Annotated in this window: 19 protein-coding genes; 13 read left to right on the top strand and 6 right to left on the bottom strand. The window is 55.3% G+C overall.

Features of this window, described 5'->3' with window-relative positions:
- The first annotated feature begins 8 nt into the window (after positions 1 to 8).
- From ihfB to CKW19_RS03925, 13 genes are all read left to right on the top strand, one after another.
- Positions 9 to 305, top strand: coding sequence for an integration host factor subunit beta (gene ihfB, locus CKW19_RS03865; protein WP_003369729.1), 297 nt, complete (start codon positions 9 to 11; stop codon positions 303 to 305).
- 27 nt (positions 306 to 332) lie between these two features.
- The gene (locus tag CKW19_RS03870; protein WP_095056674.1) at positions 333 to 572 is read left to right on the top strand and encodes a LapA family protein; all 240 of its coding nucleotides are present in this window, start codon (positions 333 to 335) and stop codon (positions 570 to 572) included.
- 201 nt (positions 573 to 773) lie between these two features.
- On the top strand, positions 774 to 1,850 hold the full coding sequence (gene rfbB / locus CKW19_RS03875) for a dTDP-glucose 4,6-dehydratase (protein WP_095056675.1): 1,077 nt from the start codon (positions 774 to 776) through the stop codon (positions 1,848 to 1,850).
- The gene (gene rfbD / locus CKW19_RS03880; protein ID WP_095056676.1) at positions 1,847 to 2,740 is read left to right on the top strand and encodes a dTDP-4-dehydrorhamnose reductase; all 894 of its coding nucleotides are present in this window, start codon (positions 1,847 to 1,849) and stop codon (positions 2,738 to 2,740) included. The genes rfbB and rfbD overlap by 4 nt, the downstream gene beginning before the upstream one ends.
- Positions 2,737 to 3,633 carry a glucose-1-phosphate thymidylyltransferase RfbA gene (gene rfbA, locus CKW19_RS03885; protein WP_095056677.1) on the top strand — a complete coding sequence of 299 codons (897 nt, stop codon included), beginning with the start codon at positions 2,737 to 2,739 and terminating at the stop codon, positions 3,631 to 3,633. The genes rfbD and rfbA overlap by 4 nt, the downstream gene beginning before the upstream one ends.
- Positions 3,634 to 4,019: 386 nt before the next feature.
- The gene (locus CKW19_RS03890) at positions 4,020 to 5,462 is read left to right on the top strand and encodes a mannose-1-phosphate guanylyltransferase/mannose-6-phosphate isomerase (RefSeq protein ID WP_095056678.1); all 1,443 of its coding nucleotides are present in this window, start codon (positions 4,020 to 4,022) and stop codon (positions 5,460 to 5,462) included.
- 128 nt (positions 5,463 to 5,590) lie between these two features.
- Positions 5,591 to 6,952 (top strand): phosphomannomutase, encoded by a 1,362-nt coding sequence (locus CKW19_RS03895; RefSeq protein WP_095056679.1) that lies wholly within the window; start codon positions 5,591 to 5,593, stop codon positions 6,950 to 6,952.
- 133 nt (positions 6,953 to 7,085) lie between these two features.
- Complete coding sequence (locus CKW19_RS03900) at positions 7,086 to 8,282, top strand: glycosyltransferase family 1 protein (RefSeq protein WP_095056680.1); 1,197 nt, start codon at positions 7,086 to 7,088, stop codon at positions 8,280 to 8,282.
- A gap of 112 nt (positions 8,283 to 8,394) precedes the next feature.
- Positions 8,395 to 9,195, top strand: a complete 801-nt coding sequence (locus CKW19_RS03905) for an ABC transporter permease (RefSeq protein ID WP_095056681.1) — start codon at positions 8,395 to 8,397, stop codon at positions 9,193 to 9,195.
- A gap of 1 nt (position 9,196) precedes the next feature.
- Positions 9,197 to 10,405, top strand: a complete 1,209-nt coding sequence (locus CKW19_RS03910; RefSeq protein ID WP_095056682.1) for an ABC transporter ATP-binding protein — start codon at positions 9,197 to 9,199, stop codon at positions 10,403 to 10,405.
- Positions 10,406 to 10,643: 238 nt separating this feature from the next.
- On the top strand, positions 10,644 to 12,017 hold the full coding sequence (locus tag CKW19_RS03915; protein WP_095056683.1) for a bifunctional 2-polyprenyl-6-hydroxyphenol methylase/3-demethylubiquinol 3-O-methyltransferase UbiG: 1,374 nt from the start codon (positions 10,644 to 10,646) through the stop codon (positions 12,015 to 12,017).
- Between the two features lie 9 nt (positions 12,018 to 12,026).
- A complete protein-coding gene (locus CKW19_RS03920; protein ID WP_095056684.1) occupies positions 12,027 to 14,909 on the top strand; it encodes a glycosyltransferase in 2,883 nt (960 codons plus the stop codon).
- Complete coding sequence (locus tag CKW19_RS03925) at positions 14,909 to 16,552, top strand: glycosyltransferase family 4 protein (protein ID WP_095056685.1); 1,644 nt, start codon at positions 14,909 to 14,911, stop codon at positions 16,550 to 16,552. The genes CKW19_RS03920 and CKW19_RS03925 overlap by 1 nt, the downstream gene beginning before the upstream one ends.
- Positions 16,553 to 16,619: 67 nt before the next feature.
- On the opposite strand, the gene CKW19_RS03930 is transcribed toward CKW19_RS03925, so the two are convergent.
- From CKW19_RS03930 to CKW19_RS03955, 6 genes are read right to left on the bottom strand one after another with little or no spacing between them, the layout of a single operon-like run.
- Positions 16,620 to 17,561: an NAD-dependent epimerase/dehydratase family protein gene (locus tag CKW19_RS03930; RefSeq protein WP_371856339.1), complete on the bottom strand. Its 942-nt coding sequence runs from the start codon at positions 17,559 to 17,561 to the stop codon at positions 16,620 to 16,622.
- 14 nt (positions 17,562 to 17,575) lie between these two features.
- Complete coding sequence (locus CKW19_RS03935) at positions 17,576 to 19,870, bottom strand: sugar translocase (RefSeq protein WP_256580292.1); 2,295 nt, start codon at positions 19,868 to 19,870, stop codon at positions 17,576 to 17,578.
- A gap of 20 nt (positions 19,871 to 19,890) precedes the next feature.
- A complete protein-coding gene (locus CKW19_RS03940; protein ID WP_095056686.1) occupies positions 19,891 to 20,823 on the bottom strand; it encodes a glycosyltransferase family 2 protein in 933 nt (310 codons plus the stop codon).
- The gene (locus CKW19_RS03945; RefSeq protein WP_095056687.1) at positions 20,816 to 21,220 is read right to left on the bottom strand and encodes a GtrA family protein; all 405 of its coding nucleotides are present in this window, start codon (positions 21,218 to 21,220) and stop codon (positions 20,816 to 20,818) included. The genes CKW19_RS03940 and CKW19_RS03945 overlap by 8 nt, the downstream gene beginning before the upstream one ends.
- Positions 21,207 to 22,142, bottom strand: a complete 936-nt coding sequence (locus CKW19_RS03950; RefSeq protein ID WP_095056688.1) for an NAD(P)-dependent oxidoreductase — start codon at positions 22,140 to 22,142, stop codon at positions 21,207 to 21,209. The genes CKW19_RS03945 and CKW19_RS03950 overlap by 14 nt, the downstream gene beginning before the upstream one ends.
- Positions 22,139 to 23,854, bottom strand: a complete 1,716-nt coding sequence (locus CKW19_RS03955) for a thiamine pyrophosphate-binding protein (protein WP_095056689.1) — start codon at positions 23,852 to 23,854, stop codon at positions 22,139 to 22,141. Before CKW19_RS03955 ends, CKW19_RS03950 begins: the two co-directional genes overlap by 4 nt.
- Positions 23,855 to 23,856 lie beyond the last annotated feature (2 nt).

Consider the following 23,856-nt stretch of genomic DNA (forward strand, 5'->3'; position numbering starts at 1 on the left):
GGAAAAATATGACGAAGTCGGAGTTGATCGAACGAATTGTCACCCATCAAGGGCTGCTCTCATCCAAGGATGTGGAGCTGGCTATCAAGACCATGCTTGAGCAAATGTCCCAATGTCTGGCCACCGGTGATCGCATCGAGATCCGTGGTTTTGGCAGTTTCTCCCTGCACTACCGCGCGCCGCGCGTAGGCCGCAATCCTAAAACCGGTCAGTCCGTCAGCCTCGACGGCAAGTTCGTTCCGCATTTCAAGCCGGGCAAAGAACTGCGTGATCGGGTGAACGAGGACGAGGAGGAGGGGCTTTGACAGTCGTCGCCATTCAAGGAATCGCTGATGCGTAACCTCAAGCGCGTATTGCTCGCGGTATTCGTCCTGCTGCTGATTTTGGCGATCCTGGCGTTCGTTCTCGAGAATCAGCAATCAGTCTCTCTGCTGTTCTTGGGTTGGGCGGGGCCACAGTTGCCGGTGTCAGTGGTCGTGGTTATTGCACTGCTTATTGGTATGGTGATTGGGCCGGTTCTGGGCTGGTTTCTAGGGCGTACGTCCAAGCTTTCGCGAAAGCGTCTTGTCTGATTACCTGGCTTGAGGGGATCTCGAGGTCATCTTTAGTCACGACTTTCCTGTATTTTGTTCGAGAGGCGTCCATTAGGCTGTAAAGTTTGGCGCCTGAACGATAGTGGCGTCATTTCAGGCTGACTCTGTCAGAAGCATTATTTGACCTGATGGCTTTTGCAGGTTGGCAGTCCTGTCAGCAATTTAAGAGTACGGTTTCGCGTGAAAATCCTAGTAACCGGCGGCGCCGGGTTTATCGGCTCGGCTGTCATCCGCCATATCATCTCCAATACCGCCGACTCTGTCGTTAACGTTGATAAACTGACTTATGCCGGTAATCTTGAGTCGCTGGCCGAAGTCAGCCAGAACTCGCGTTATGTGTTTGAGCGCGTCGACATTTGCGACCGTGATCAAGTGGACCGTGTCCTGCGTGAACACCAACCGGATGCCATCATGCATCTGGCCGCAGAATCCCACGTTGACCGCTCGATCTCGGGTCCGTCTGAATTCATCCAGACCAACATCATCGGCACCTACACCTTGCTGGAAGCTGCGCGCCATTATTGGGCTGCACTGGACGATGCGCGCAAAGCCAACTTCCGCTTCCACCATATTTCCACCGACGAAGTCTACGGAGACCTCGAAGGTCCGGAAGACCTTTTCACCGAAACCACACCGTATCAGCCAAGCTCGCCGTATTCGGCCAGCAAGGCCAGCTCCGACCACCTGGTTCGTGCCTGGGCTCGCACCTACGGCCTACCGACTCTGGTCACCAACTGCTCAAACAACTACGGTCCTTGCCACTTCCCTGAGAAGTTGATCCCGTTGATCATTCTCAACGCACTGGAAGGCAAGCCGCTGCCGGTCTACGGCAAAGGTAATCAGGTTCGTGACTGGCTCTATGTCGAAGACCACGCCCGCGCACTGTACAAAGTCGTGACCGAAGGCGTGATTGGCGAGACCTACAATATCGGCGGCCATAACGAGAAGCAAAACATCGAAGTGGTGAATACCCTGTGTGCGCTGCTCGACGAACTGCGCCCAGATTCCGCTCATCGTCCTCACGCCAGCCTGATCACCTATGTTCAGGATCGCCCGGGCCACGATCAGCGTTACGCAATCGACGCCAGCAAAATCCAGCGCGAGCTGGGCTGGACGCCGGAAGAAACCTTTGAAACCGGCATTCGCAAGACCGTCGAATGGTACCTGAGCAACACCGAGTGGGTAGCTCACGTGAAGAGCGGCAGCTACCAACAATGGATCGATCAGAACTACGCGGATCGTTCGGACAAAGCATGAAAATCCTCCTGCTGGGAAAAAACGGTCAGGTGGGCTGGGAGTTGCAACGTTCCCTCTCGCCGCTTGGTGAGTTGATCGCTCTGGACCGTCACCCGGTTGACGGTTTGAGTGGCGATCTGTCCGACCTCAATGCACTGCGTGCGACGATCCGTCAGATCAAACCCGACGTCATCGTCAACGCTGCAGCTTATACAGCGGTCGATAAAGCTGAGTCCGAGACCGGGCTGGCTGATCGTGTGAACGGCGAGGCTTGTAGAGTCATGGCTGAAGAGGCTATGTCCTTCGGCGCATGGCTAATTCACTATTCTTCTGATTATGTCTTCAATGGCGAGGGTTCGAAGCCTTGGCAGGAAAGCGATGCGGTCGCACCGCTGAATCACTACGGCGCGAGCAAGCTGGCTGGTGAGCAGGCGATTGTTGAAACTGGCTGTAAGCATTTGATCTTTCGAACAAGCTGGGTATATAGCGCTCGCGGTATCAACTTTGCCAAGACCATGCTGTGTTTGGCCAAGGATCGCGAGAGTTTGAATGTCATTGCTGACCAGGTTGGAGCTCCCACTGGTGCCGAGCTCATCGCCGATGTTACGGCGCTGGCCATACAGCAAGTTGTTGTGCGTCCTGTACTTGCGGGTATCTATCACTTGGCGGCTGCTGGGGAGGTTTCCTGGCATGGTTATGCTAATCATGTGATTGCTTTTGCCAGGCTCCAGGGGGAGGCGCTTGCTGTGAAAGTCGTCAATCCCATAGATACAACCGCTTATCCAAAGCCCGCACGTCGTCCGTTGAACTCACGGTTGAATACTCAGAAACTGCGTGACAATTTTTCTCTACATTTGCCGGATTGGCAGAGTGGCGTAACCCGAATGCTTAGGGAAGTCCTGAACAAATGACCACGACAAATCGTAAAGGCATCATTCTCGCTGGTGGCTCGGGTACTCGTTTGCACCCGTTGACCCTCGGTGTATCCAAGCAGATGCTGCCGATTTACGATAAACCGATGATCTTTTATCCTTTGTCGGTATTGATGCTCGCGGGCATACGTGAAGTCCTGATTATCTCCACGCCAGATGACTTGCCGAGCTTTCGCAAATTGCTGGGTGATGGCAGCGTGTATGGCGTCAAGCTCAGCTACGCAGAGCAACCCAATCCAGACGGATTGGCGCAAGCCTTCATCATCGGTGAGGCCTTCATAGGTAACGATCCTTGCTGTCTTATTCTTGGCGACAACATTTTCTATGGTCATCACTTCTCCGATAACCTGCGTTCGGCCTGTAATGAAACGCAGGGTGCAACGGTATTCGGCTACCACGTGTCTGATCCGGAGCGTTTCGGCGTTGTAGAGTTTGATACGAATGGCCAAGCGCTGAGCATCGAAGAGAAACCGATTAATCCAAAGTCCAGCTACGCGGTTACCGGCTTGTATTTCTATGATAATCATGTGATCGAAATTGCCAAAAGCCTCAAGCCTTCCGCGCGCGGTGAGCTGGAAATTACCGATGTCAACCTCGCCTATCTGAAAGAGAAGGCGCTCAAGGTAGAAATTCTCGGGCGTGGTTTTGCCTGGCTGGACACCGGTACTCCCGACTCGCTGCTTGAAGCCAGTCACTTCGTGCATACCATCGAGAAGCGCCAAGGGCTGAAGCTGGCGTGTCTCGAGGAGATTGCCTTTGACAATGGATGGATTTGCGCAGAGGAGCTATTGGTCCAAGCAAATCGCCTTGGAAAGACGGCCTATGGGGATTACTTGAAAAGACTTCTGAAGGGGCACCACTCTGAAATTTGATCGATGCTAGAGGGTGATGCTGATTTGATGGCTCGGATAGGGGGTATTTATCTGTTTTCAAATGATTTTTTGTTCTCCTGTCGGCGCATGAGTTATTAATTCCCAGTACTAGCTGTAGAATGGCCGACAGAGTACCCACTCCTTATCCAGCGCTGCATTTGAATCGCTATCTGCTTGTTTTTTCTTGAGGAGGGCTTCGCTGCCCAGCACCATGCACTCAATGGAGGGATGGGCAGGAACGTCAGGGGGGCGATGCGGGCCAGGCTAGTAAGGTTTGATCGACGTTAAGCTGTCAACCCTGTTGCACTGCAGGAATGACTGGAAACATAACTGAGCCCCGCTTACTGGTTGCATCCGCCAGATGGGGGGGATTAAGGACTTAGAGCATGGAACTGATTCCCGTAATTTTGTCTGGTGGAGTAGGTAGCCGGTTGTGGCCTGTTTCTCGAGAGGCTCATCCCAAGCCATTCATGGAACTGCCAGATGGTCAGAATCTGATCCAGAAAACCTTTCTTCGCGCATCCCGCCTTGAAGGTGTTGTGGAAGTTCTTACGGTGACCAATCGTGAACTTCTGTTCAAGACTGAAGATGAGTACGGTTCGGTCAATAATGCCAAGCATGCTCAAGGTTTCATTCTGGAGCCTTTCGGTCGCAATACCGCTGCTGCCGTCGCAGCTGCTGCACTCCAGCTGGAGGCCACGCATGGTCCTGACGCTCAGATGCTGGTGCTGGCTGCCGACCATCTGATACAAGACGAGAAAGCGTTTGCCGCGGCAGTTGTCTGCGCGATGAAGCTTGCAGCCGAAGGCTGGCTGGTTACTTTCGGTATTCAGCCAACGTACCCGGAGACCGGGTTTGGTTACATCGAAGCGCAGAAAGATGCGCCTCTGATGGGTGGCTTGAAGGTCGCGCGCTTCGTTGAAAAGCCGGATCTCGACACTGCACAAAGCTACGTCAGTGCAGGTAACTACTTCTGGAATTCCGGTATGTTCTGTTTCCGGGTCGGTACGGTTCTTGATGAGTTGCGCCAACATGCTCCGGATGTCGTAGAGGCAGTAAGTAGAACTATTGAAGTATCGCGTCTGACCTCGTCCAACAAATACCGTTGTCTGGCGCTTGATGCCGACGCATTTGCGGAAGTTCCGGATATTTCGATTGATTACGCATTGATGGAACGCTCGTCCAAGGTCGCTACTGTTCCGTGCGATATCGGTTGGAGTGATATTGGCTCCTGGAACGCCGTCAGTGAGCTGTCCGAGCCTGATGAAAACGGCAACCGTTTTGAAGGTGAAGTATTGTCCCACGGTTCGCGCAATAACTACGTGAACAGTGAGGGGCGCCTGACTGCATTGGTTGGCGTGCAAGATCTGCTGGTGATCGATACGCCCGATGCGGTGATGATTGCCCACAAAGATCATGCTCAAGACGTAAAGCATATCGTCAACCAGCTCAAGGCATCGAACCACACTGTCCATTTGCTCCACCGCACAGTGCATCGTCCTTGGGGCACCTATACAACACTGGAAAACGGTGAGCGCTTCAAGATCAAGCGTATTGTGGTGAAGCCTGGCGCATCCCTGTCGTTGCAAATGCATCATCATCGCAGTGAGCACTGGATCGTGGTCAGCGGTACTGCTGTCGTCGTCAACGACCAAAAAGAGTTGATGCTTCATACAAACGAATCGACCTTTATTCGCGCGGGTCACAAACACCGCCTGAAAAACCCGGGTGTGATTGATCTGGTGCTGATCGAAGTACAGAGCGGTGATTATCTGGGGGAAGATGACATCGTGCGTTTCGAAGACAACTACGGTCGCGTCGATAAGTAACGACACTGAACCAGAAGCGAGCCCTATGCATGGTGGGCTCAGTGCGTCAGCGATGTTGCATCCCTGGCGATCCATTCTTGCCGTTGCCGCCTTTGGGGGGGCAATGGACCTTCCAGCTAGTGAGCAGTATGTATCCACCTATCGTGACGCAATGCTTCAAGGCCTATGACATTCGTGGTCAGGTACCTTCGCAGCTCAACGAAGAAATCGCCTACCGCATAGGTCGTGCGCTCGTTGCCGAATTGCAGGGTAAAACCTTCGTTGTGGGCCGGGATATGCGGCTCGAAAGCCCAACCCTCGCAACTGCTTTGATCAGCGGCATAACCGAGGCAGGCGCCGATGTAATAGACATCGGGCTATGTGGCACGGAGGAAGTTTATTTTGCCACCAGCCATTACAAGGTTGATGGTGGTGTAATGATCACGGCTAGCCATAACCCCAAGGGTTATAACGGCATGAAGCTGGTCAAGTCCGAGTCCCGTCCCATTAGTGGCGACACGGGTCTGGATGCAATACGTATCCGAGTCGAAAGCGGTGACTTGGCAGTCAGAGCCGATGTTACCGGCCTCATTCGCGAAGTTTTCGACAAGACTGCTTACATCGACCACCTCATCGGGTACGTGGATATGAGTGAACTAAAACGGCTCAAGATCCTCGCAGACCCCGGCAATGGTGCCGTCGGCCCGGTCCTGGAGTTGCTCAAGGCGCGCTTGCCGATGGATATCTCTATCATCAACGGCGAGCCGGATGGCAACTTCCCCAACGGCATCCCCAACCCGCTGCTGCCAGAGAACCGCGAACTGACTCGCCAGGCCGTGCTCGGCACGGGTGCTGACATGGGTATCGCCTTCGATGGCGACTTCGACCGCTGCTTCTTCTTCGACAAACAGGGCCGATTCATCGAGGGCTACTACGTGGTCGGCCTGTTGGCGGAAATGCTGCTGGCCAAGCACCCTGGTAGCAAGATCATTCATGATCCGCGCCTGACCTGGAACACCATCAAGCAAGTTGAGGCAGCAGGCGGCGTGGCCATCCAGAGCAAAACCGGCCATGCGTTTATCAAGGAACGTATGCGTGCCGAAGATGCTGTATATGGCGGCGAGATGAGCGCCCACCACTATTTCCGAGATTTCGCCTACTGCGATAGTGGCAATATTCCTTGGTTGTTGGTGGCTGAGCTAATGACTGTCACAGGTAAAAGCCTCGCTCAACTGGTGGATGAGCGTATTGCCGCCTTCCCGTGCAGTGGCGAGATCAACTACGAAGTTACTGATGTAAAGGGCGCCATTGAGAAGGTTCTCGACTTTTATACGCCGCAGAACCCGAGCGTCGACCGTACGGACGGTATCAGCGTCGAATTCGCTGACTGGCGCTTCAGCCTGCGTGGTTCGAACACCGAACCGCTGCTGCGCTTGAACGTTGAAAGCCGTGGTAATAGTGCGTTGGTCGACCATCGTGTCGCAGAGATATCGAATTTGATCAAAAACTGAACTGTTTTTGGCTCTAACCGGGACCGGAGAAACCATATTTTGCAGTCGCATAGCCTAGCAGGGAGATCATTTTCCACGCTGGCTTTCTCAATGATTCGCTCGTCGACGGGCGTGGCCAGGTAAATCCGACTACATGAAGCTTTTGCTCAACACTGAATCGCTTATTCCACCCCTCACCGGAGTCGGCAATTATACCTTCAATTTGCTAGAACAGCTTCAAGCTGAAGACATCGGGGTTATCGATTGCTTCCAAGGCGCGAATTTTCTTAGCGCCGAATCAGCTTTGGCCAATTGTATCGAGGCCAGTGCTCAATACGTGCGCACAGATCAAGGCATGGTGAAACGCAGTGTGCGACAGGGCCTCGAGTTGCACCTGCGCGACCTGCTCAAGCGTTGGACCTTCACCTACCGTGCGCGTGAAGTGCTGCTCAATGCCAGACGTCGTTACCGCGTGGGCGAGCGTCGTCATTACACCTATCACGAGCCCAACTTTATACTTAAACCACACTCAGGCCCCTGCGTAGCGACGATTCATGATTTGTCGTTCCTTCATTACCCGCAGTTTCATCCGCGTAAGCGCGTTGAATGGCTCACTGCCAAACTACCCGAGACACTGAAGCGTGCGGATGTTCTCATCACGGATTCGGACGTGATCCGTGACGAATTGATCGGTGATTTTGGTGTCAGTGCCGACAAGGTGCGAACCGTGTATCTTGGTGCATCGCACGCCTATCGCCCACAAACTGCTGAGCAGACCCGCTTGCTTCTGGATGTCTATGGCTTGCGGCATGGGAAATACGTGCTGTTCGTAGGTACCTTGGAGCCACGCAAGGGAGTCGATATGCTGGTCGAGGCTTGGTGCCGTTTGCCGCAAGCGTTACGTAGGGAGTACCCACTGGTTTTGACTGGTGCTCCCGGTTGGCATAACCAGACCTTGAATGATCGAATTAAGGCGCTGCAAGTTAGCCACGGGTTACGTCAATTATCCTTCGTGCCAGGAAACGACCTGCCAACGCTGTATGCGGGGGCGGCTGTATTCGCGTATCCGTCATTGTATGAGGGGTTTGGTCTGCCGGTGCTCGAAGCTATGCAATGCGGGGTGCCGGTGATCTGCACGGCAGATACGTCCATGTCGGAATTCAGCGAAGGCGGCGCGTTATTGGTGGAGCGGGGTAATACCGAACAACTGGCTACCCAGCTCGACGATTTGCTGGGTGACGAGCAGGTGCGTAATCGCCTGGCTGGCGCTGGTCTACAGCGTGCCCGAGCATTCTCTTGGAAACGTTGTGCCCAAGAGACGTTAGAGATTTATCGGGCGGTCAGCCCGTAGGAGGAGTCATTGACATGTCTTCTTTATCCATCATAGCCCAGGCCTTCAATCGCACATGGGAAGATGTTGCATTACAACCAGGAAGTCTTATGAATATGGTGAGTCGAGTACAATGAATACGCCGCTTTCGTTAGTGAAAGACGTACTGCGCTATCGTGGCCTGATCTTCGCGATCACCCTGCGAGAGATTAAAAGCCGTTATGCCGGGTCGACCTTCGGCGCTCTTTGGCTGGTGGTGCCACCTATTTTTATGGTGTTCATCTACACCGTGATTTTCTCTCGCCTCATGCAAGCGCGGATGCCAGGTATCGAACACCAGTATGCCTACAGCATCTATCTGTGTGCGGGCCTGATTACCTGGAACCTGCTTCTTGAGCTGGTGCAGCGTGGCAAAGGGGTATTTCTCGAGCATGCCAACCTCATAAAGAAGTCCAGCTTTCCCAAATTCATCCTGTTCATACCGGTATTTGCAACAGCAGCGCTCAACAGCCTGATCCTGCTGGTGCTGGTAGTATTGTTCATGGTGGCGTCCGGCTTCCCGATCATGGCCAGTGCTCTGGTATTGATACCCGTACTGTTCACTACGGTACTGTTGGGTATCGCTGTCGGAGCGTTGTTGGCTACATTAAATGTGTTCTTTCGCGATATCGGCCAGTTGAGTGATGTATTTTTCCAGGCGCTTTTCTGGGCTACGCCTATCGTTTACCCACTGAGTATTCTTTCCGAACACGTTCAGGCACTGCTTTCGTGGAACCCGATTTTTCCACTGGTGCTTACGGCGCAAAAGGCGTTGTTAGGAGAGCCGGTAGGAATGTCCCAGTTAGCTTATCCCCTGGGTTTCAGTGTCATCGTTTTTCTCCTGGCTGTGGTGTTGTACAAACGCAGCTACAACGACCTGCTTGATCAGATCTGATATGACTATTCACGTTAACCAGGTAGGGAAGGCCTATCCAAAACTCAAAGGTCGCTGGCATGCACTCGGTACTTGGCTCGGGTTGTGTAAGCGCGATCAGAACTGGATCATCCGCGACGTCAGCTTCAAGGTGGGGCAGGGTGAGTCGGTGGGCATCATCGGCGTAAACGGTGCCGGCAAGAGTACGTTGCTCAAGATGATTACCGGCACCGCGATGCCAACTGAAGGTTCCATCACCACTACCGGTCGAATTGCCGCCTTGCTTGAGTTGGGCATGGGCTTTCACCCTGAATTCACCGGGCGGCAGAACGTCGCGCTCGCCGGGCGCATGCAAGGGCTGGAACGCGCCGAAATCATTGCGTTGATGCCGGAAATCGAAGCTTTTGCTGAAATCGGTCACTACTTCGACATGCCGGTGCGGACATATTCTTCGGGCATGTTTGTGCGCCTAGCATTCAGTGTCGCCACTGCTGTTCGACCTGAGGTATTGATCGTCGACGAAGCATTGGCGGTGGGTGATGCCTACTTCCAGCACAAGTCGTTTGCCCGCATTCGTGACTTCCGCGAGCAGGGCACCACCTTGCTATTTGTGTCGCATGATCCCGGCGCTATCAAAAGCTTGTGCGATCGTGCGATTTTGCTGGGCGATCACAAAATGCTCATGGACGGTCGCCCAGACGATGTACTGGATTACTACAATGCGCTGATTGCCCGCAAGGAAGAGGGCTCATTGCAAGCTCAGGCAGTGAATGCTCCATACGCTGGTCGTTCCGGCAATGGCAAGGCGCGTATCGAGGAGCTGACGCTCAGCAGCAATGGCCGCGCGGCCAGTATGCTCGAAGTAGGCGCTCCCCTGACCTTGAACCTCAAGATCAAAGCCAACGAGCCCATTTACGACCTGGCCTTGGGCTTCATGTTCAAAGACCGCACCGGCTACGACATTTTCGGAACCAACACTTGGTTGCGTGGCGAATTGCGTGATCTCGGTGTCGAGGCGGGTAAAGAACAGAACCTCACTGTAACCATTCCTGCATTCAACGTCGGGCCAGGCAGTTACAGCTTGACTCTGGCTTTGCACGGTGGAGCCGATCATATTGAAGACAACTTCGATTGGTGGGACAAAGCTGTAGTGTTCAATGTGATTGGGAATTCCAGCTATAAACATTTCGCCGGCGTATGCGCCATGAACGCAGAGTTCAGGCTCGATTGATGTTTGAGTGCCTGCAAGGCGCGAGTGTGTGCTGGCTTCATGGATGTCTACATGTCGGTCGCTCAGGGGGAGGTTACCCTCCGAGCGGGCTTCATGGGCCACGGTGCGGTCCCTTTACTCGACGATATCAAAACTACTTGCGTAGAATGGCTGTTCCAAGTGTTCCCGAAGCGTGCGCGTCCGGGGCTATACACTCATCCGCATGCACTGATCACTTACCCAGTTCTGAACACAAATAATGACTATAGATCTTAAAAAACTGCAGAAAACGATCCAGGCTGAAGTCAATCGCCGGGAATACGAGCGCGTTGATGCCAGCGCCAACAACGAGAAAATGTCACGCAGCGTACCCAACGATATCGTGCGGGCATTTGAATTGCTGGATATCGAAGGCTATTTGCCGCCTAGGCATGAGGTTGCGTCCCAACCGGAGGTTCCGCTCATCGACGTTGGCAGCGACGAAACCCCTACGGCTCAGACTCCACCCCCAAGCCTGTACCGGAAGCTGCGTGGCCTTCCAGTGGTGGGGAAGTACTTTGGTCATCCGCGGATCATGAACTTCCTGACCCGTGTGCGTCAGCGTCCTGGCGGCGCAACAGTCAAGAACCTCTTCACTTCGCTCGCGCGCGGCGTGATTGTGCGGATTCCCGGTGCTCAGCGTGCCTCGCATGTTCTCGCTGTGGCACGCCACATGCCCGAGCGCCTCAGTGCGCTGGAGTGGCATATCGCCGATGGCCACGCGCGCTTGCGTAACGTCGGAATACAAGTGCAAAACCAGACCAACCAGAGCCTATACACGCATGCCCTGGCCATTCAGCAGAATGAGCAATACCTGGTCCAGCGCATGCGACGGCTGGAACGCCTGTTGCGCGAACAAGTCAAGACCATTGCTCAATTGGAAGCGCCACGGCCGGCTTTCGATGGCGGCGCAGAACCAGGAATGCCAGCTGAGCTTTATCTGGAGTTCGAAGCCAACTTCCGAGGCTCGCCGGAGATGATCCGCGAACGCCTCAAGCGTAACCTCATGTACTTCCGCGATGATACGGTACAACCTCGGCTGCCGGTTCTGGATCTGGGTTGCGGTCGCGGCGAATGGTTGCAACTGCTCAAGGAGGAAAACATCCCAGCCTTTGGGGTCGATTCCAACAGCTCCATGATTGCACGCTGTGAAGATGCCAACCTTGAAGTATATCTGGACGATGCCGTGGAATATCTGGCACAGTTGGCGGACAACAGTCTGGCTGGCTTGACCGCATTCCACATTATCGAACACCTGCCACTGGGTGTGTTGATACGCCTTATCGACGAAGCACATCGCGTCGTCCGTCCTGGTGGCGTGGTGCTGTTTGAAACGCCTAACCCGGAAAATTTGATCACCGGTGCCTGCAACTTCTACATTGACCCGACGCACCGTAACCCGTTACCACCGGCGTTGGTGGCATTCCTGCTAAAGGCTCGTGGTTTCGAGCGTGTCGAAATTGACCGCCGACACCCTGGCGACCCCTTGTTGTTGCTGCAAAGCAATGAAGAAGCAATCTCCGGCCCACTCAATCAACTGCTGTTTGGCCCACAAGACTATGCAGCCATCGGTTATGTACCTGGAAAAGACTGAATTGATCTCATGCATTTAATTATCTGCAACGAGCGCCTGCTTTTTCGTTTTGGTGTCGACCGTGTGTTGCTGCTGCTCGCTCAAGGGCTCAAGGCAGCAGGCTGGCGCATCACTTTTGTCGCCCAACGCGCGAATCATGATGTATTGCGTCGCATAACTGACGATATCCACACGCCACCGGAGCATCTGGGGCCATACACCGAACTTGATCAGGTCACTGCCGACTGGCTGCGCAGAAACAAGCACCAGTTCGTACCCGCCGGGCGGGATCCATCGGGTACGGTCGCACTGATTGGTGGCTGGCCGTTCTACGCCTCCATCGCGGTGTTTCGTCAGTGGGGTGTTCCTACAGTTGCGTTGGATTGCGGTGGCGTACCCTACGAAGACATGAAAGGTCCGGCGAGGCTCGTACAGGAGCGCTTACGCGCCCAGCGTCGCGAATACTTGCCTGAAGCTCGGGTTGTCACGCCGATCAGTCATTTCGTTTCGCGCACCCAGAGCCTTCCCGATGCTGGTCTGGATGTGGAAATCGCCATGATTCACCTGGGTGCCAACCACTTGGTGGGCGCTGTCGATCAAAGTCTTTGGCAGAATGGCCATCAGACTCAACGCGTCGTGGCATCGACAGAAACGACTGACGGCCCGATGATCGTTAATTTGGGACGCTGGGAAACCGGCAATTACAAAAATAGCGAAGGCCTCTATCCTATTGCTCGGCAGATCATTGCCGTATATCCCAAGGCACGATTTAGCGTACTGGCCACAGCCGACGAACTGGATTTACCGGCTGACTTGGTTGGTTACATCCTACCACTCGGTCATCCTAGTGATGCCGATCTGTCCGCTCTGATGGCCAGCGCTCAGCTAGGTATCAGTGTTTCGCATTGGGAAGGTTTCAACCTGCCGCTCGCAGAAATGCAGCAGCTGCGCAAGCCGGTGTTGGTACTTAACATTGGTGCGCATCCGGAAGTAGTCGCCGACCCGCAGCAGCTGTGCAGCGATGAACAGGATATCGGTGAAAAAGCCCTACGCGTGCTCGCCGGCGAATTGCTGACTGGTCCCGAATGGGAGGTCCGCCTCGACACGTTCCAACAGACCTTTACCTGGCAGCGCACGATCAAGGCATATGCTGATCTGCTCGGCAACCTAGCCCCTGTGAAGGAATTGCCGGTACCACGGCTGGTCATCGATACCAGCGCCTGTCTGCGCGATACCGCCAATACCGGTGTGGCGCGGGTCGTGCGTAGCCTGACGCGCAAACTTCAGGATTTTGGAGAGCCGCTGTTCGTGACATGGGATGAAACCCTGCGCGAATACGTGCTCCCTACTGAGGGCGAGTATCACAATCTGGCGTTGTACGGCGGACCTAAGCCGGACCCTGAGCACTATGTGCTGTCCCGCTCGCCGGCCAACCGGCGTCAGACACTGGCCAGCATTGGTGCGCGTGCACTGCGCGGCGGCTGGTTGCTGCAAAGCGAGATCGTTTTCGAACGCCATGGCCCTGAGAGGCGTGCCGCTGCGCGCGAACTTGGCCTGAAAGTGGCAGCGATCTTTTACGATGCGATTCCTGTTACCCATCCCGAGTGGGTTGCAGACACCGTCATCCGTGACAACCATGCGGCCTATATGAGCGGCCTGGCCGAAACCGACCGTGTGCTGCCGATTTCTCCAGATGCCGGCAAGCAACTGCAGGCCTATTGGGCGCGTGAAGGCATAGTCCCTCACGCAATGGTCAAGACCTGCTGGATTCCCGGCGAACTGACCGCTTCCCCTCGCGCCACCACGCCAGCTGCCGCACCGCATTCCGGTGAGCCGTTGCGCATTCTTTGCGTCTCGACCCTGGAGCCGCGCAAGAACCACAAGGTTCTTCTCGAAGCTGTTGCCCGTCTGGCACGCGATTATCCTCAACTGGAATGGCAGCTGGACCTGATAGGCAATCGCTATGCGGGAGCCGATTACATCGTCGATGCCGTACGTGCTGCGAGTGCTGCCGATCCGCGCATCGTCTGGCACGGCGTGGTCAACGACACAACCCTCAACGACTACTACGCCAAGGCGCATATCGGCGTGTACGCATCGTTGGTCGAGGGGTATGGCATGCCCATTGTCGAATCCCTTTGGCATGCCCGCCCATGCGTGTGTCACAACGGCGGCGTGATGGCCGAGCTGGCTGCCGAAGGTGGTTGCCGCACCGTGGACATGACAGACCCCGATGCACTCGCCGCGCAAATTTACGCGTTGGCAACCCAGCCGCGGCAGTATTTGCAACTCGCCAGCGAAGCCGTGGAGAGACCGATTCTGACATGGCGCAGTTACGCGCGCGCGCTGCTAAGGCAATTGTCCAGCCATGTTCCGCGCTTGACTAGCAAGCCATTGCCGCGTCAATGGAAGAACTTGTTGATCGCACCGCAATTGGAACTTGTGGATGATCCGGCCCAGCTGGCGTTAGCGTGTTTGCTGGTTCAGCGCCCAGCGGGGTGTGCGCTGCTTTTGGGGGAGCACCCCGAGTGGTTGCCACCACTGGTCGCCCATCACGTACTGCGCGCCTGGCAAGTAGCCCAAGGCAACTTGTCGGGAAAGATCACGAGCCAAGGTTCTCTCAGTCGTATCGATGCGCCCATTAATGCTGCCTTACCGCTGTTGCTGGATGAGCTGGACGACAACGATATAGCGGTCGACCTGGTAATCCTTAGTGCTCAGCAAGCCGCTGATGACGAGGTGCGTCGGGCACTGACGACGCTGGTTACAGGGCAGGGCGAAGGACTTATTTTGTTAGAATATAGTACTGCTGGCACTACTGCGCAGGCGCTGGGCCTGTCGGCTGACGTCGCCATCGAGCTGCCAGGTTACAGTGGCTATCTATACCCACAAGTGTCGACAGGGTCGAATTAATGAAGATTCTCGTAATCTCCAACTTCTTCCCACCGTATGTTATCGGCGGTGCAGAAATCATCGCCCACCATCAGGCCCGCGTGTTGGCTGCGCGGGGCCATGAGGTACGAGTGCTGGCAGGGGACAACAGTCGCGGCCTACCGGGCTACCCAATCGAGAAGGAGGTTTTCGATGGTTTGCCCGTAACGCGCGTATCCCTGACGTATCTGGATTTTGCGCCGACTGGCAATAATGTCGCGCATCCAGGCGTGGAGCGTATTTTCCTCAAGTTGATCGCTCAGTGGCGCCCCGACGTCATTCATGCGCATCACATGGCGGGCCTCTCACTGGGTATCTTGCAACTGGCTCGGGCACATGGCATACGCATCGCACTAACCCTTCACGACCATTGGGGTTTCTGCATGAACAGCACGAGGATTACGACCCAAAACGTCCTGTGCCATGACAGTACCAAGTGTCACAAATGCCATTCCCATATCTACAATGAAGGAGTGATGTTGCCCCAACGCATGCGCCAGGACTACCTGCGCTGGCAACTGGATGCCGTCGATTATTTTATTTCGCCCAGCCACTACCTGGCTAACACATATATCGCGAACGGCCTTCCTGCCGAGCGCATGAACGTCATAGCGAACGGCATTGAGCTTGAGCGTTTCATCAATACCACACCTTCCGCGCCCGGCCCACGCCTCAATGTGCTCTTCACCGGTTACATGGGTGGGCACAAAGGCGTGCCAACGCTGCTCAAAGCCTTGGCGTTGCTTCCATCCGAGCGGGTACATGTGGATATGGTCGGTGATGGCCATATGATGGAAAGCTACAGGGCCGAGCTGCGCGATATTGCCCCCAACGTTTCTGCCAAATTCTGGGGGCGCCTACCCAACGCGCGTATTGCAGAGCGCTATGCCCAGGCTCACGTATTTGTTCTCCCGTCGGTATGCCCGGAAAACCAACCTGTGACCATCACCGAGGCCATGGCGTGTGGCCTGCCAGTGGTTGCCTCACGCATTGGCGGTATTTCTGAACTGGTGGACAACGGCAATACCGGTTTCTTGTTCGAGCATGGCAATGCTGAAGAGCTGGCGGAGCGTCTGCGCAATTACATTGACCGACCGGAGCTGATAGTGACTCACGGAACGGCCGGCCGTGATCGCATCCAGGCGTACGCTTTCGACCTGCAGATTGAGCGTATCGAAGCCTTGCTCGCTTCTCCGGGAGCTGCGCGTAGCGAGGCTCCGCAGTTGATTGCCTGCCACGGCGCTCCGTTGCAAGGTACCTTCGATACTGTGCTCGAGGAGCTGTGCCCGGTCCCTGCCAACCGCCCGCAACCGGCGAGCCAGCCGTGTTGCATTCCGGCCAACTGGATCAATCCGGAGCAGGCGGATGTGCTATGGGTGGCTGGGCCGGTGGAGGGTGACCCGGAAGTGGCGCTGAAATACATCGAGGCCTATCGTAAGCTCGGTAAACAGGTGGTACTGGATGAACGCCACCTGTTGGTGGCCCGCAATACACAGACCTCCCTGTTGGTTCGGGGAGGGGGGCAAGTCGCCTTGGGTCTGAAACACCTGTTGGCGTACTCCAAAGATTCGCCGGGAACGGCTGTTGCCGGCGCGCCTGCAAGGATTGCTGCTGTTCAAACGTGATAGCAACTCGAGTTGCTTTGCGGCCCTTTCGCGGGCATACCGCGAGGGGCCGCAATGCGGCACCTGTTCATCGTCCAAGCAATCGTGCAAGACCAATGTCGAGGGGCGTAGGCTCCGACATTTTGAAGCTACCTAGTAGACGCTTGTTATTGGCCCGAGAATGGCGAATATCCCCCGAGCGAGCAGGCTGATAAGTGACTTCCGGCAATCCCCCCAGCACTTCGGAAAGTGTTGCCAAAATATTATTTAGTGATGTCGCTTTATTCAAACCAACGTTGAATGCACCTCCTTCGATGGTGGGGAACTCCAGTCCCTGCATTAACAGCTTCACTAAATCACTGACAAAGAAAAAGTCACGGGTCTGCTCGCCGTCACCGAACACCGAAATGGGCAGCCCTTTTTGCGCGCGCTCGGCAAAAATGCTGATAACCCCGGAATATGGCGAGGAGGGGTCCTGGCGTGGCCCAAAGATATTGAAGAAACGGAAGATTACGGGCTCCAACCCGTGTTGGCGGCGGTAGAAGTCTAGATAAAACTCGCTGGCCAGCTTATCCGACGCATACGGCGTCAAGGGCGCCTTTGGCGTGTCTTCGCCGATGGACTCGCCCTCGCCGTTGTTGCCGTAGATCGCTGCACTGGAAGCGAACACAACCCGCTTGATGCCTGTCAGGCGCATAGCTTCGCAGACATTCAAAGTGCCGATGAAGTTGCTCTGATGTGTGCGTACCGGGTCATCTACGGAGGCTTGTACCGAAGCGACGGCTGCCAGGTGTACGACAGCTTGACAGCCCTTGGCTGCTCGTGCGACCAAGGCTGCATCAGCGACGTCGCCTTCGATGAACTCAATTCGTGGGTTGTCCATCGGCAGGTTATGGCGCTTGCCGGTAGACAAGTCATCAAGAACCCGCACCGAATAACCATTGGCAAGTAATGCGTCGGTAAGGTGTGAGCCTATGAAACCGGCGCCACCAGTAACCAGGACAGTAGTGTCGGGCACGAGAGTATCCATTAGTTTGGCCATTCCTATTGCAGGATGCGCATCGACACGAAACCGATGCCCAGTATGCGTTCATCATCACTGCCAGCAACACGCTTAGGTGATACAGGGTTGGGTGGGAAGAAGGAGATGCGATGGGCGCTTGTACCTTTTAGGTCAACATCCAGGCGCACTTCGGTAATCCCGTTGGTTAACTGGGTACTGTATTCATGGCTGCCCACTTCGACGCAAATCGGCTTGTTTGCATTGGATGCAAAGGCTTGGGCCTTTAGTACGAGTGTGAATTTTTGCGGCAGTGGGTCGGCAAAATCGAAGTCTACTTTCTTCCCAGCAGACCAGCGCCCCCAAGGTTCGTTGGCGTAAAGGCCTGCGGCGCCGCTAATGAAATCGGGGAGAAGGCTCTGAGTAAAGTCGATACCGGTCGCCAGATCGCCGGGGATGCGTGGGCCCCAAGCGTCAGCAAAGTAACCTGCCTGGTCCATGATCTGCTTCGCAGACAAGTTTGTCAGTTGCGGATGTGCACTACCGTCCAGCTTGAAGAAGACTAGCTCTTTGTTGTCACTCTGCAACAGCGGTGGGTGCTGCAGCAACTGAGACAATTCTGTGATCAGTGCGTCGGCGTTGTCCGCATAGCCGCGGCGATCGATTTGGATACCCTCGAAGCCAAGTTTGCGAACTACCTCGAGCTGACGGACCATTGGCTCTTGTGCCAGCGAGCGATAGAACAAGTCACCGGGCCGACCCTTCATGCCGCCGAAGCTCCAGTGCAGCGACGACGAATGCAACACGCCGGCCGTCATCTGATAGTTGGCCAATGTGTGCAGTGGTGGCACTTCAGGGAAGCCCATGTAAGGCAGTTGGTAGATAGCAGCACCCGCGGGAAGCGCTTTTTCGACGGCATGGATAAAATCCTTGTCGTTTTCAAATGCAACTTTCTGGCTGGAATTGCAGGCTTGGCATGCTGGCGCGGTTTGATCATACAGGCCGACTAGCAGCAGCATCGCCGAGATGGCGATCGGATAATTTGCGAGCCGCGGCGCTTTCCTCTGCAAAAGGATCTGCAGAGAGATGAAGAAAAAGAGTATGGAGCCGCAGGCAATAAAGATACTGGCTCTGTTCCAGCCTCTAATCGAGGGCGAAACAAGCATTGCGAACAACGAACCTAGGCCGCCTATAGTTGCGAACAGGAACAGGACAAATGTGGTGGCGGCTAGCAGCCGGAGCCTGTCATCGCCCTCGCTACGTGCGGGTGCCAAGGCAACAAGAACAAGTATCAGCATGAAGCCTGCTGCGCCGATCACGCCAATCGACGAGGTTGCATTCTCGTTTATCACTGGGGTGTAGCGGTTGTACTGGCGGGTGAGTTCTGCCAGGTACGATACCCGGTGCTCGGGGCGCGGCATTATTAGCTGCATCATCTTCAAGCCATAGATCTCGGACTCGAAAGGTGAACGCTGAGCAACATCGACATTCCGGCCGTCACTGAAATTGCCAACCAAGTTAGGTGTGATATTGATGAGTACACCCGCAACGATGGCGGCGCTTAGCAATGCAGCTTTCTTGATGCCGTGGAGATTACCCGCCCTGATTGCGCTGAAGATTCCGGCCAGGGTAATGATGATTGCCCCGAACAAAGCGTAGTAAACCCCGAAAGAAGACAGTACCAGCATGCCCACTGCCATCGCAAATAGACCGCCCAGCTTGGACTTAATGCTGCCGGCCTTTGCAGGCTCGCGAGTACGGTAAACATCCAATGCCAAGTAGAAGAATAGCGGTGCAACGAAATACCAAGTGTAGAAAAGGTGGTGCAAGCGCAGGAAGTGGAAGGGCACGAAAGTATAGAGTGCGCTGGCAGTCATTGCGAAACTGCGGTTGAGCCCGAATGCCCTGGCCGTTACATAAGTGGCGATGAAGCAGACTGCAAAGCCAAGCAAGAAAAACAGGTTGACTCCGGCCACCCAGCCCCCGCCGAGCATGGCGGAAAGTTTGATGACCAAGTGGGCGCCAGCGTCGGAGCCAGGGAAGTCCAGGAAGTTCGAGCCGAACGGATAGCCACTACGGGTGTTATCGAACACCCAACCTTCGGCTACACGTTGGGCCATCCACGCGTGAAACAGACCGTCGCCAGCGTAACCGTAGGGCGTGGACAGGTCTGGAATCAAGCCTTCACGCATTCCACTCATCAGTATGCTAGCGAGGAAGAACGAGGCTAGTGCACCTATGAAAATCAACTTCCAGTCGGCAGCGAGAATACTTCGCAACGTTGGAGTGCCGTTGGCGTCAACAGGCCGTGACTCGCGCATGAAATTATGTGCATTCATTGTCTTTTGCTCGACTTGCCTTAGTCAAAATTCACGCGCTCTGCTTCGACGACCAGGGGCATGTTGCGCATCTGGGTGTGAACCGATCCGAGATATTCCCCCAGCATTCCAAGAAACAGAATCTGTACAGAACTGAAGAAGAACAGCGAGATCAGCAGCGGCGCAATACCTATCTGGAACGAGTTCCAGAACACCAGCTTGGCGATCAGGAAACAAAAGGCGGCCAGCAGACTGAGGCCTGCGAGGAGTGCCCCACCCATCACCATTAGCCGCAGCGGCACCTTTGAGTGGTTGGTGATCCCCAGCATCGCAATGTCATAAAGGGTGTAGAAGTTGTTCTTGGTGATGCCGCGCTGACGCCGTGGTTGCTTGAACGGCACCGTGGCGATCGGGAAACCGATTTCACACAGCAGGCCGCGGAAATACGGATAGGGGTCGTCGATCTTCTTCAGGATATCCAGCACAGCCCGGTCAAACAGGCCGGCACCAGTGGCGTTTTGCACCAGTGGTACTTCGGAGATGCGGGTGACGAAGCGATAGTAGGCGCGGCGCATCAGGAACATCAGGCGCGATTCCTCGCTCTCCGGCTTGACCGCCATCACCGTCTTGAAGCCTTCTTCCCACTTCTTGACGAACTCTTCGATCATCTCTGGCGGGTCTTGCAAGTCGGAGGCGATCAGCACGGCGGCGTCGCCATTGGCTTGTAGCAGGGCATGGTAAGGCGAACGAATATGGCCGAAGTTGCGGGCATTGAAAATCAGCTTGACCCGCTTGTCTTGCGCAGCCAAGGCGCGCAATTTGGCGTGGCTGTTATCGGTGGAGCAGTTGTCGATAAAAATATGTTCGTAGTCATAGTCAAGGCGTGACATCACCTCGACAATGCGCTGGTACAGCTCATCAATGTTAGCTTCTTCGTTGTAGCAGGGTGTCACTATGCTGATAAGCTTACGCATATTTGAAAACGAACCTGTTATTAATGACGAATGAAAGTAAGGCCATTGGCACGATCAAGGCCATGCCAGCCAAGTAAGGGTCAACACCCAATAATTTGAGCGCCGCAATGCCCGCCACATTGACGCCATAGACGACGCCATAGCCGGCAACAAATCTGAAAATCAGCTTGTTGTTCTTCGAGCCGAATACAAGGGCGCCGGTGCTTTTGAAATTGAAGGCTATGCCTAATATCGTGGCGAGCAGCAACGCCGCACTGTAGTGCAGCCCGAGGTAGAGAAAACCGGCAAAACAGCCATAGCCGAACGCAGCATTCATTACCCCGACCAACAGGAATCTGAACAGTTTTACTTGCAAAAGCCTGCGTAGCGTGGATGGTGCCTTTTTAGTCTCTTGCATTCAGTTGCTGCCTGATTTCACGCATGACACCACTTAGCGAAGAATCGCTGGGGACATAGCCAAACAGTTGGCCGGCCTTGCGATTTTGCGAATAGTAATGGGCCTTGGGACCTGTGGCATTAACCCTTGCCCGGTCACCCACAACTGTGAATTGCAGGCCGAACTGTTCGCTCAAGGCCTTCAGCAGTTCGAACTTGCCAATGGGGGCCTGGCTGTAGCAGTCGACCACATCGTTGCACGCGGGCGATTGCAGGATCCGGTCAATCAGTTGCAGGAAGTCGGCGGGGGTGAGGTAGTCCCGGAGCATGTCATCGGGTGCCACCTCCAGCACTGTGCCCGCTTGCAGCGCGCGCAGAATGTCACTGAGGAAGAAGCGAGCCTCGACCGCCTGGCGATGGCTGAAGTAACTGAACACCCTCACATCGATAATGGCGGCATCAGGTAGCGCTCGATGGCGGCACTCGGCCTGGAGTTTGGCCGCGCCGTACCAGTCCTGAGGATTTAGCCCATTGATTGCAAATATCGCCTTCGAGGCCTCGGTGACAGGTGTTTCGAAGTTGGTGCCGTATGCAGCGCCGCTGCTCAGGTAGATGTATCTGCAGTGAGGATGGTTTTGCAGGTACTCCAAGGCAAGATTGTCATACTGCTCGGTGACGGTGAAGATGTCCTTGCCCATCTGTACGGCCCGGGCGGGATCACCAACGCCAACAAAGTTGATGATCGCATCGAACTGGCAACTGTCATCGAAGCCGGTGTAGTCGAGCACGGCAAACGCCTTGCGCTCGGCAATGGCCCGCAATTCGGCATCGAGCGAGCCCGGTGCACGCACGAACAGGGTACATTCATAAGCAGTATTTTCAGCGATGCTGGCTACCAGGTCTTTGGCGATATGACTGCTTGCCCCAAGGATGGCAAGCTTCATTTACCCAGATCCAGCAGTGGCGACTGCTCATCGATCGGGCGGCCAAACTCTAGGCGCGGCCGGCATTCCCGAGCATCTGGCACCATGACTTCGATGAGCATGGGTTTGCCGTTGGCAAGAAACTCGGCTACAGCGGCCTTGAATGCCTCCAGATTGACAACGCTAAGCGAATGTATGCCATACGCAGCGCCCAGGGCCTGGAACTGTGAGGTATAGCCGTCCCAGTAAGTCGAAGAGTTACGCCCCTCGAAGTACATTTCCTGGAAGCCGCGGACCATTCCCAGCGAGTGATTGTTCATTACGATGGTCAGGATTGGCAGCTGGTCGCGGGCAATGATGTCCAGCTCCTGGATATTGAGCTGCGCACCGCCGTCGCCGGTGATGACGATAACCGGTTTGTCACCTGCGATGCTGGCGCCCACGGCGGCAGGAATGGCAAAGCCCATGGTGCCCAGGCCGCCGGAGTGGTGCATGGATTGGCCGGGGCCCAGACGCAAGGTATGCGCGGCCCACATCTGGTTGTTACCAACGTCGGCAACATAGTCCAGTGCACGGTCGGCGGTCAGGTCGTTGAGGTGGTTCAGCAGCTCGAACGGGCTGATGTTCCACGCCGTGTACTCATCGACGAACGATTGCTTGAAGACCTGCGCCAGGTAAGTGCGCCAGGCCGCCGGAGCGGGTTGCAACTTGGCTGCGTGCGCGAAGAAGTCGGCAAATACCGTGTTCAGGTCGGCTTTGATCGACTCCCGGGCCTTTACTCTGTTGTCCAGCTGGGCCTCATCCAGATCGAACTGGATGATGTGCGCATTCGCAGCGAACGTTTCGGGTTTGGCCCCGGTCTGGCGCACGTCCATGCGGCTGCCGAACACCACCAACAGGTCGCAGCGCTGGACGGCATGGTTGGCTGCGCGGGTGCCATAGGCACCGAGCATGCCGAGGTAGTGCTCGCTTGTCGTGACTTTTTCAGCGCCTTTCAGGCTGGCGACATGGGGGATGCCCAATTTGCCCACCAGGCTCAGCCATTGGCTGAACGCGGGACTGTTTACTGCGCCACCGCCGATCAGGAATACCGGTTTTTGAGCCTTGGCCAGTGCAGCCCAGACGTCGCCGAACGAGGTGCGCTGCTCGGTAGCAGGCGTCGTTTCATTGGCCCAAGCGTACAATAATTGGTCCAGCATCGCCTCGTCGATCTCGGCGCGCTGGATGTCCATGGGAATGTCCAGCAGGACAGGCCCAGGACGGCCTTCCCGAGCGATGCGGATCGCTTTGAGAAGGCAGGGGATCAGCTCATCGACATGGGTGATCTGGTGAGCGTACTTGGTGATGCTACTCACCAGGGCAACGCTGTCGAGCTCCTGGAAGCCCTGCTGGCGAATGGGTCGGTCGCCCTTAAGTTCATGCGTGTTGACCTGCCCGGTGAGGAACAGGCACGGATGACTATCCAGCCAGCAGTCGGCAATGCCGGTCATCAGGTTGGTGGCGCCGGGGCCGCTGGTGCCCAGGGCCACCCCCATGATCTTGTGATTTGTCGCACGTGCGACAGCAGATGCAGCAAAGGCCGCGCCTTGCTCATGGTGCATGGATACCAACTTGGTCTTGCCGAGCAAGTTAATACTGTCCACCAGATGAGTGATCATTCCACCAATGAGCTCAAAACCATAGAGGACATTACAGTCCGCCAGAACTTTTGCCACTGCATCTGAAGCTTTCATAG

Source organism: Pseudomonas sp. Irchel s3f7, from assembly GCF_900187615.1.
Lineage (GTDB): Bacteria > Pseudomonadota > Gammaproteobacteria > Pseudomonadales > Pseudomonadaceae > Aquipseudomonas.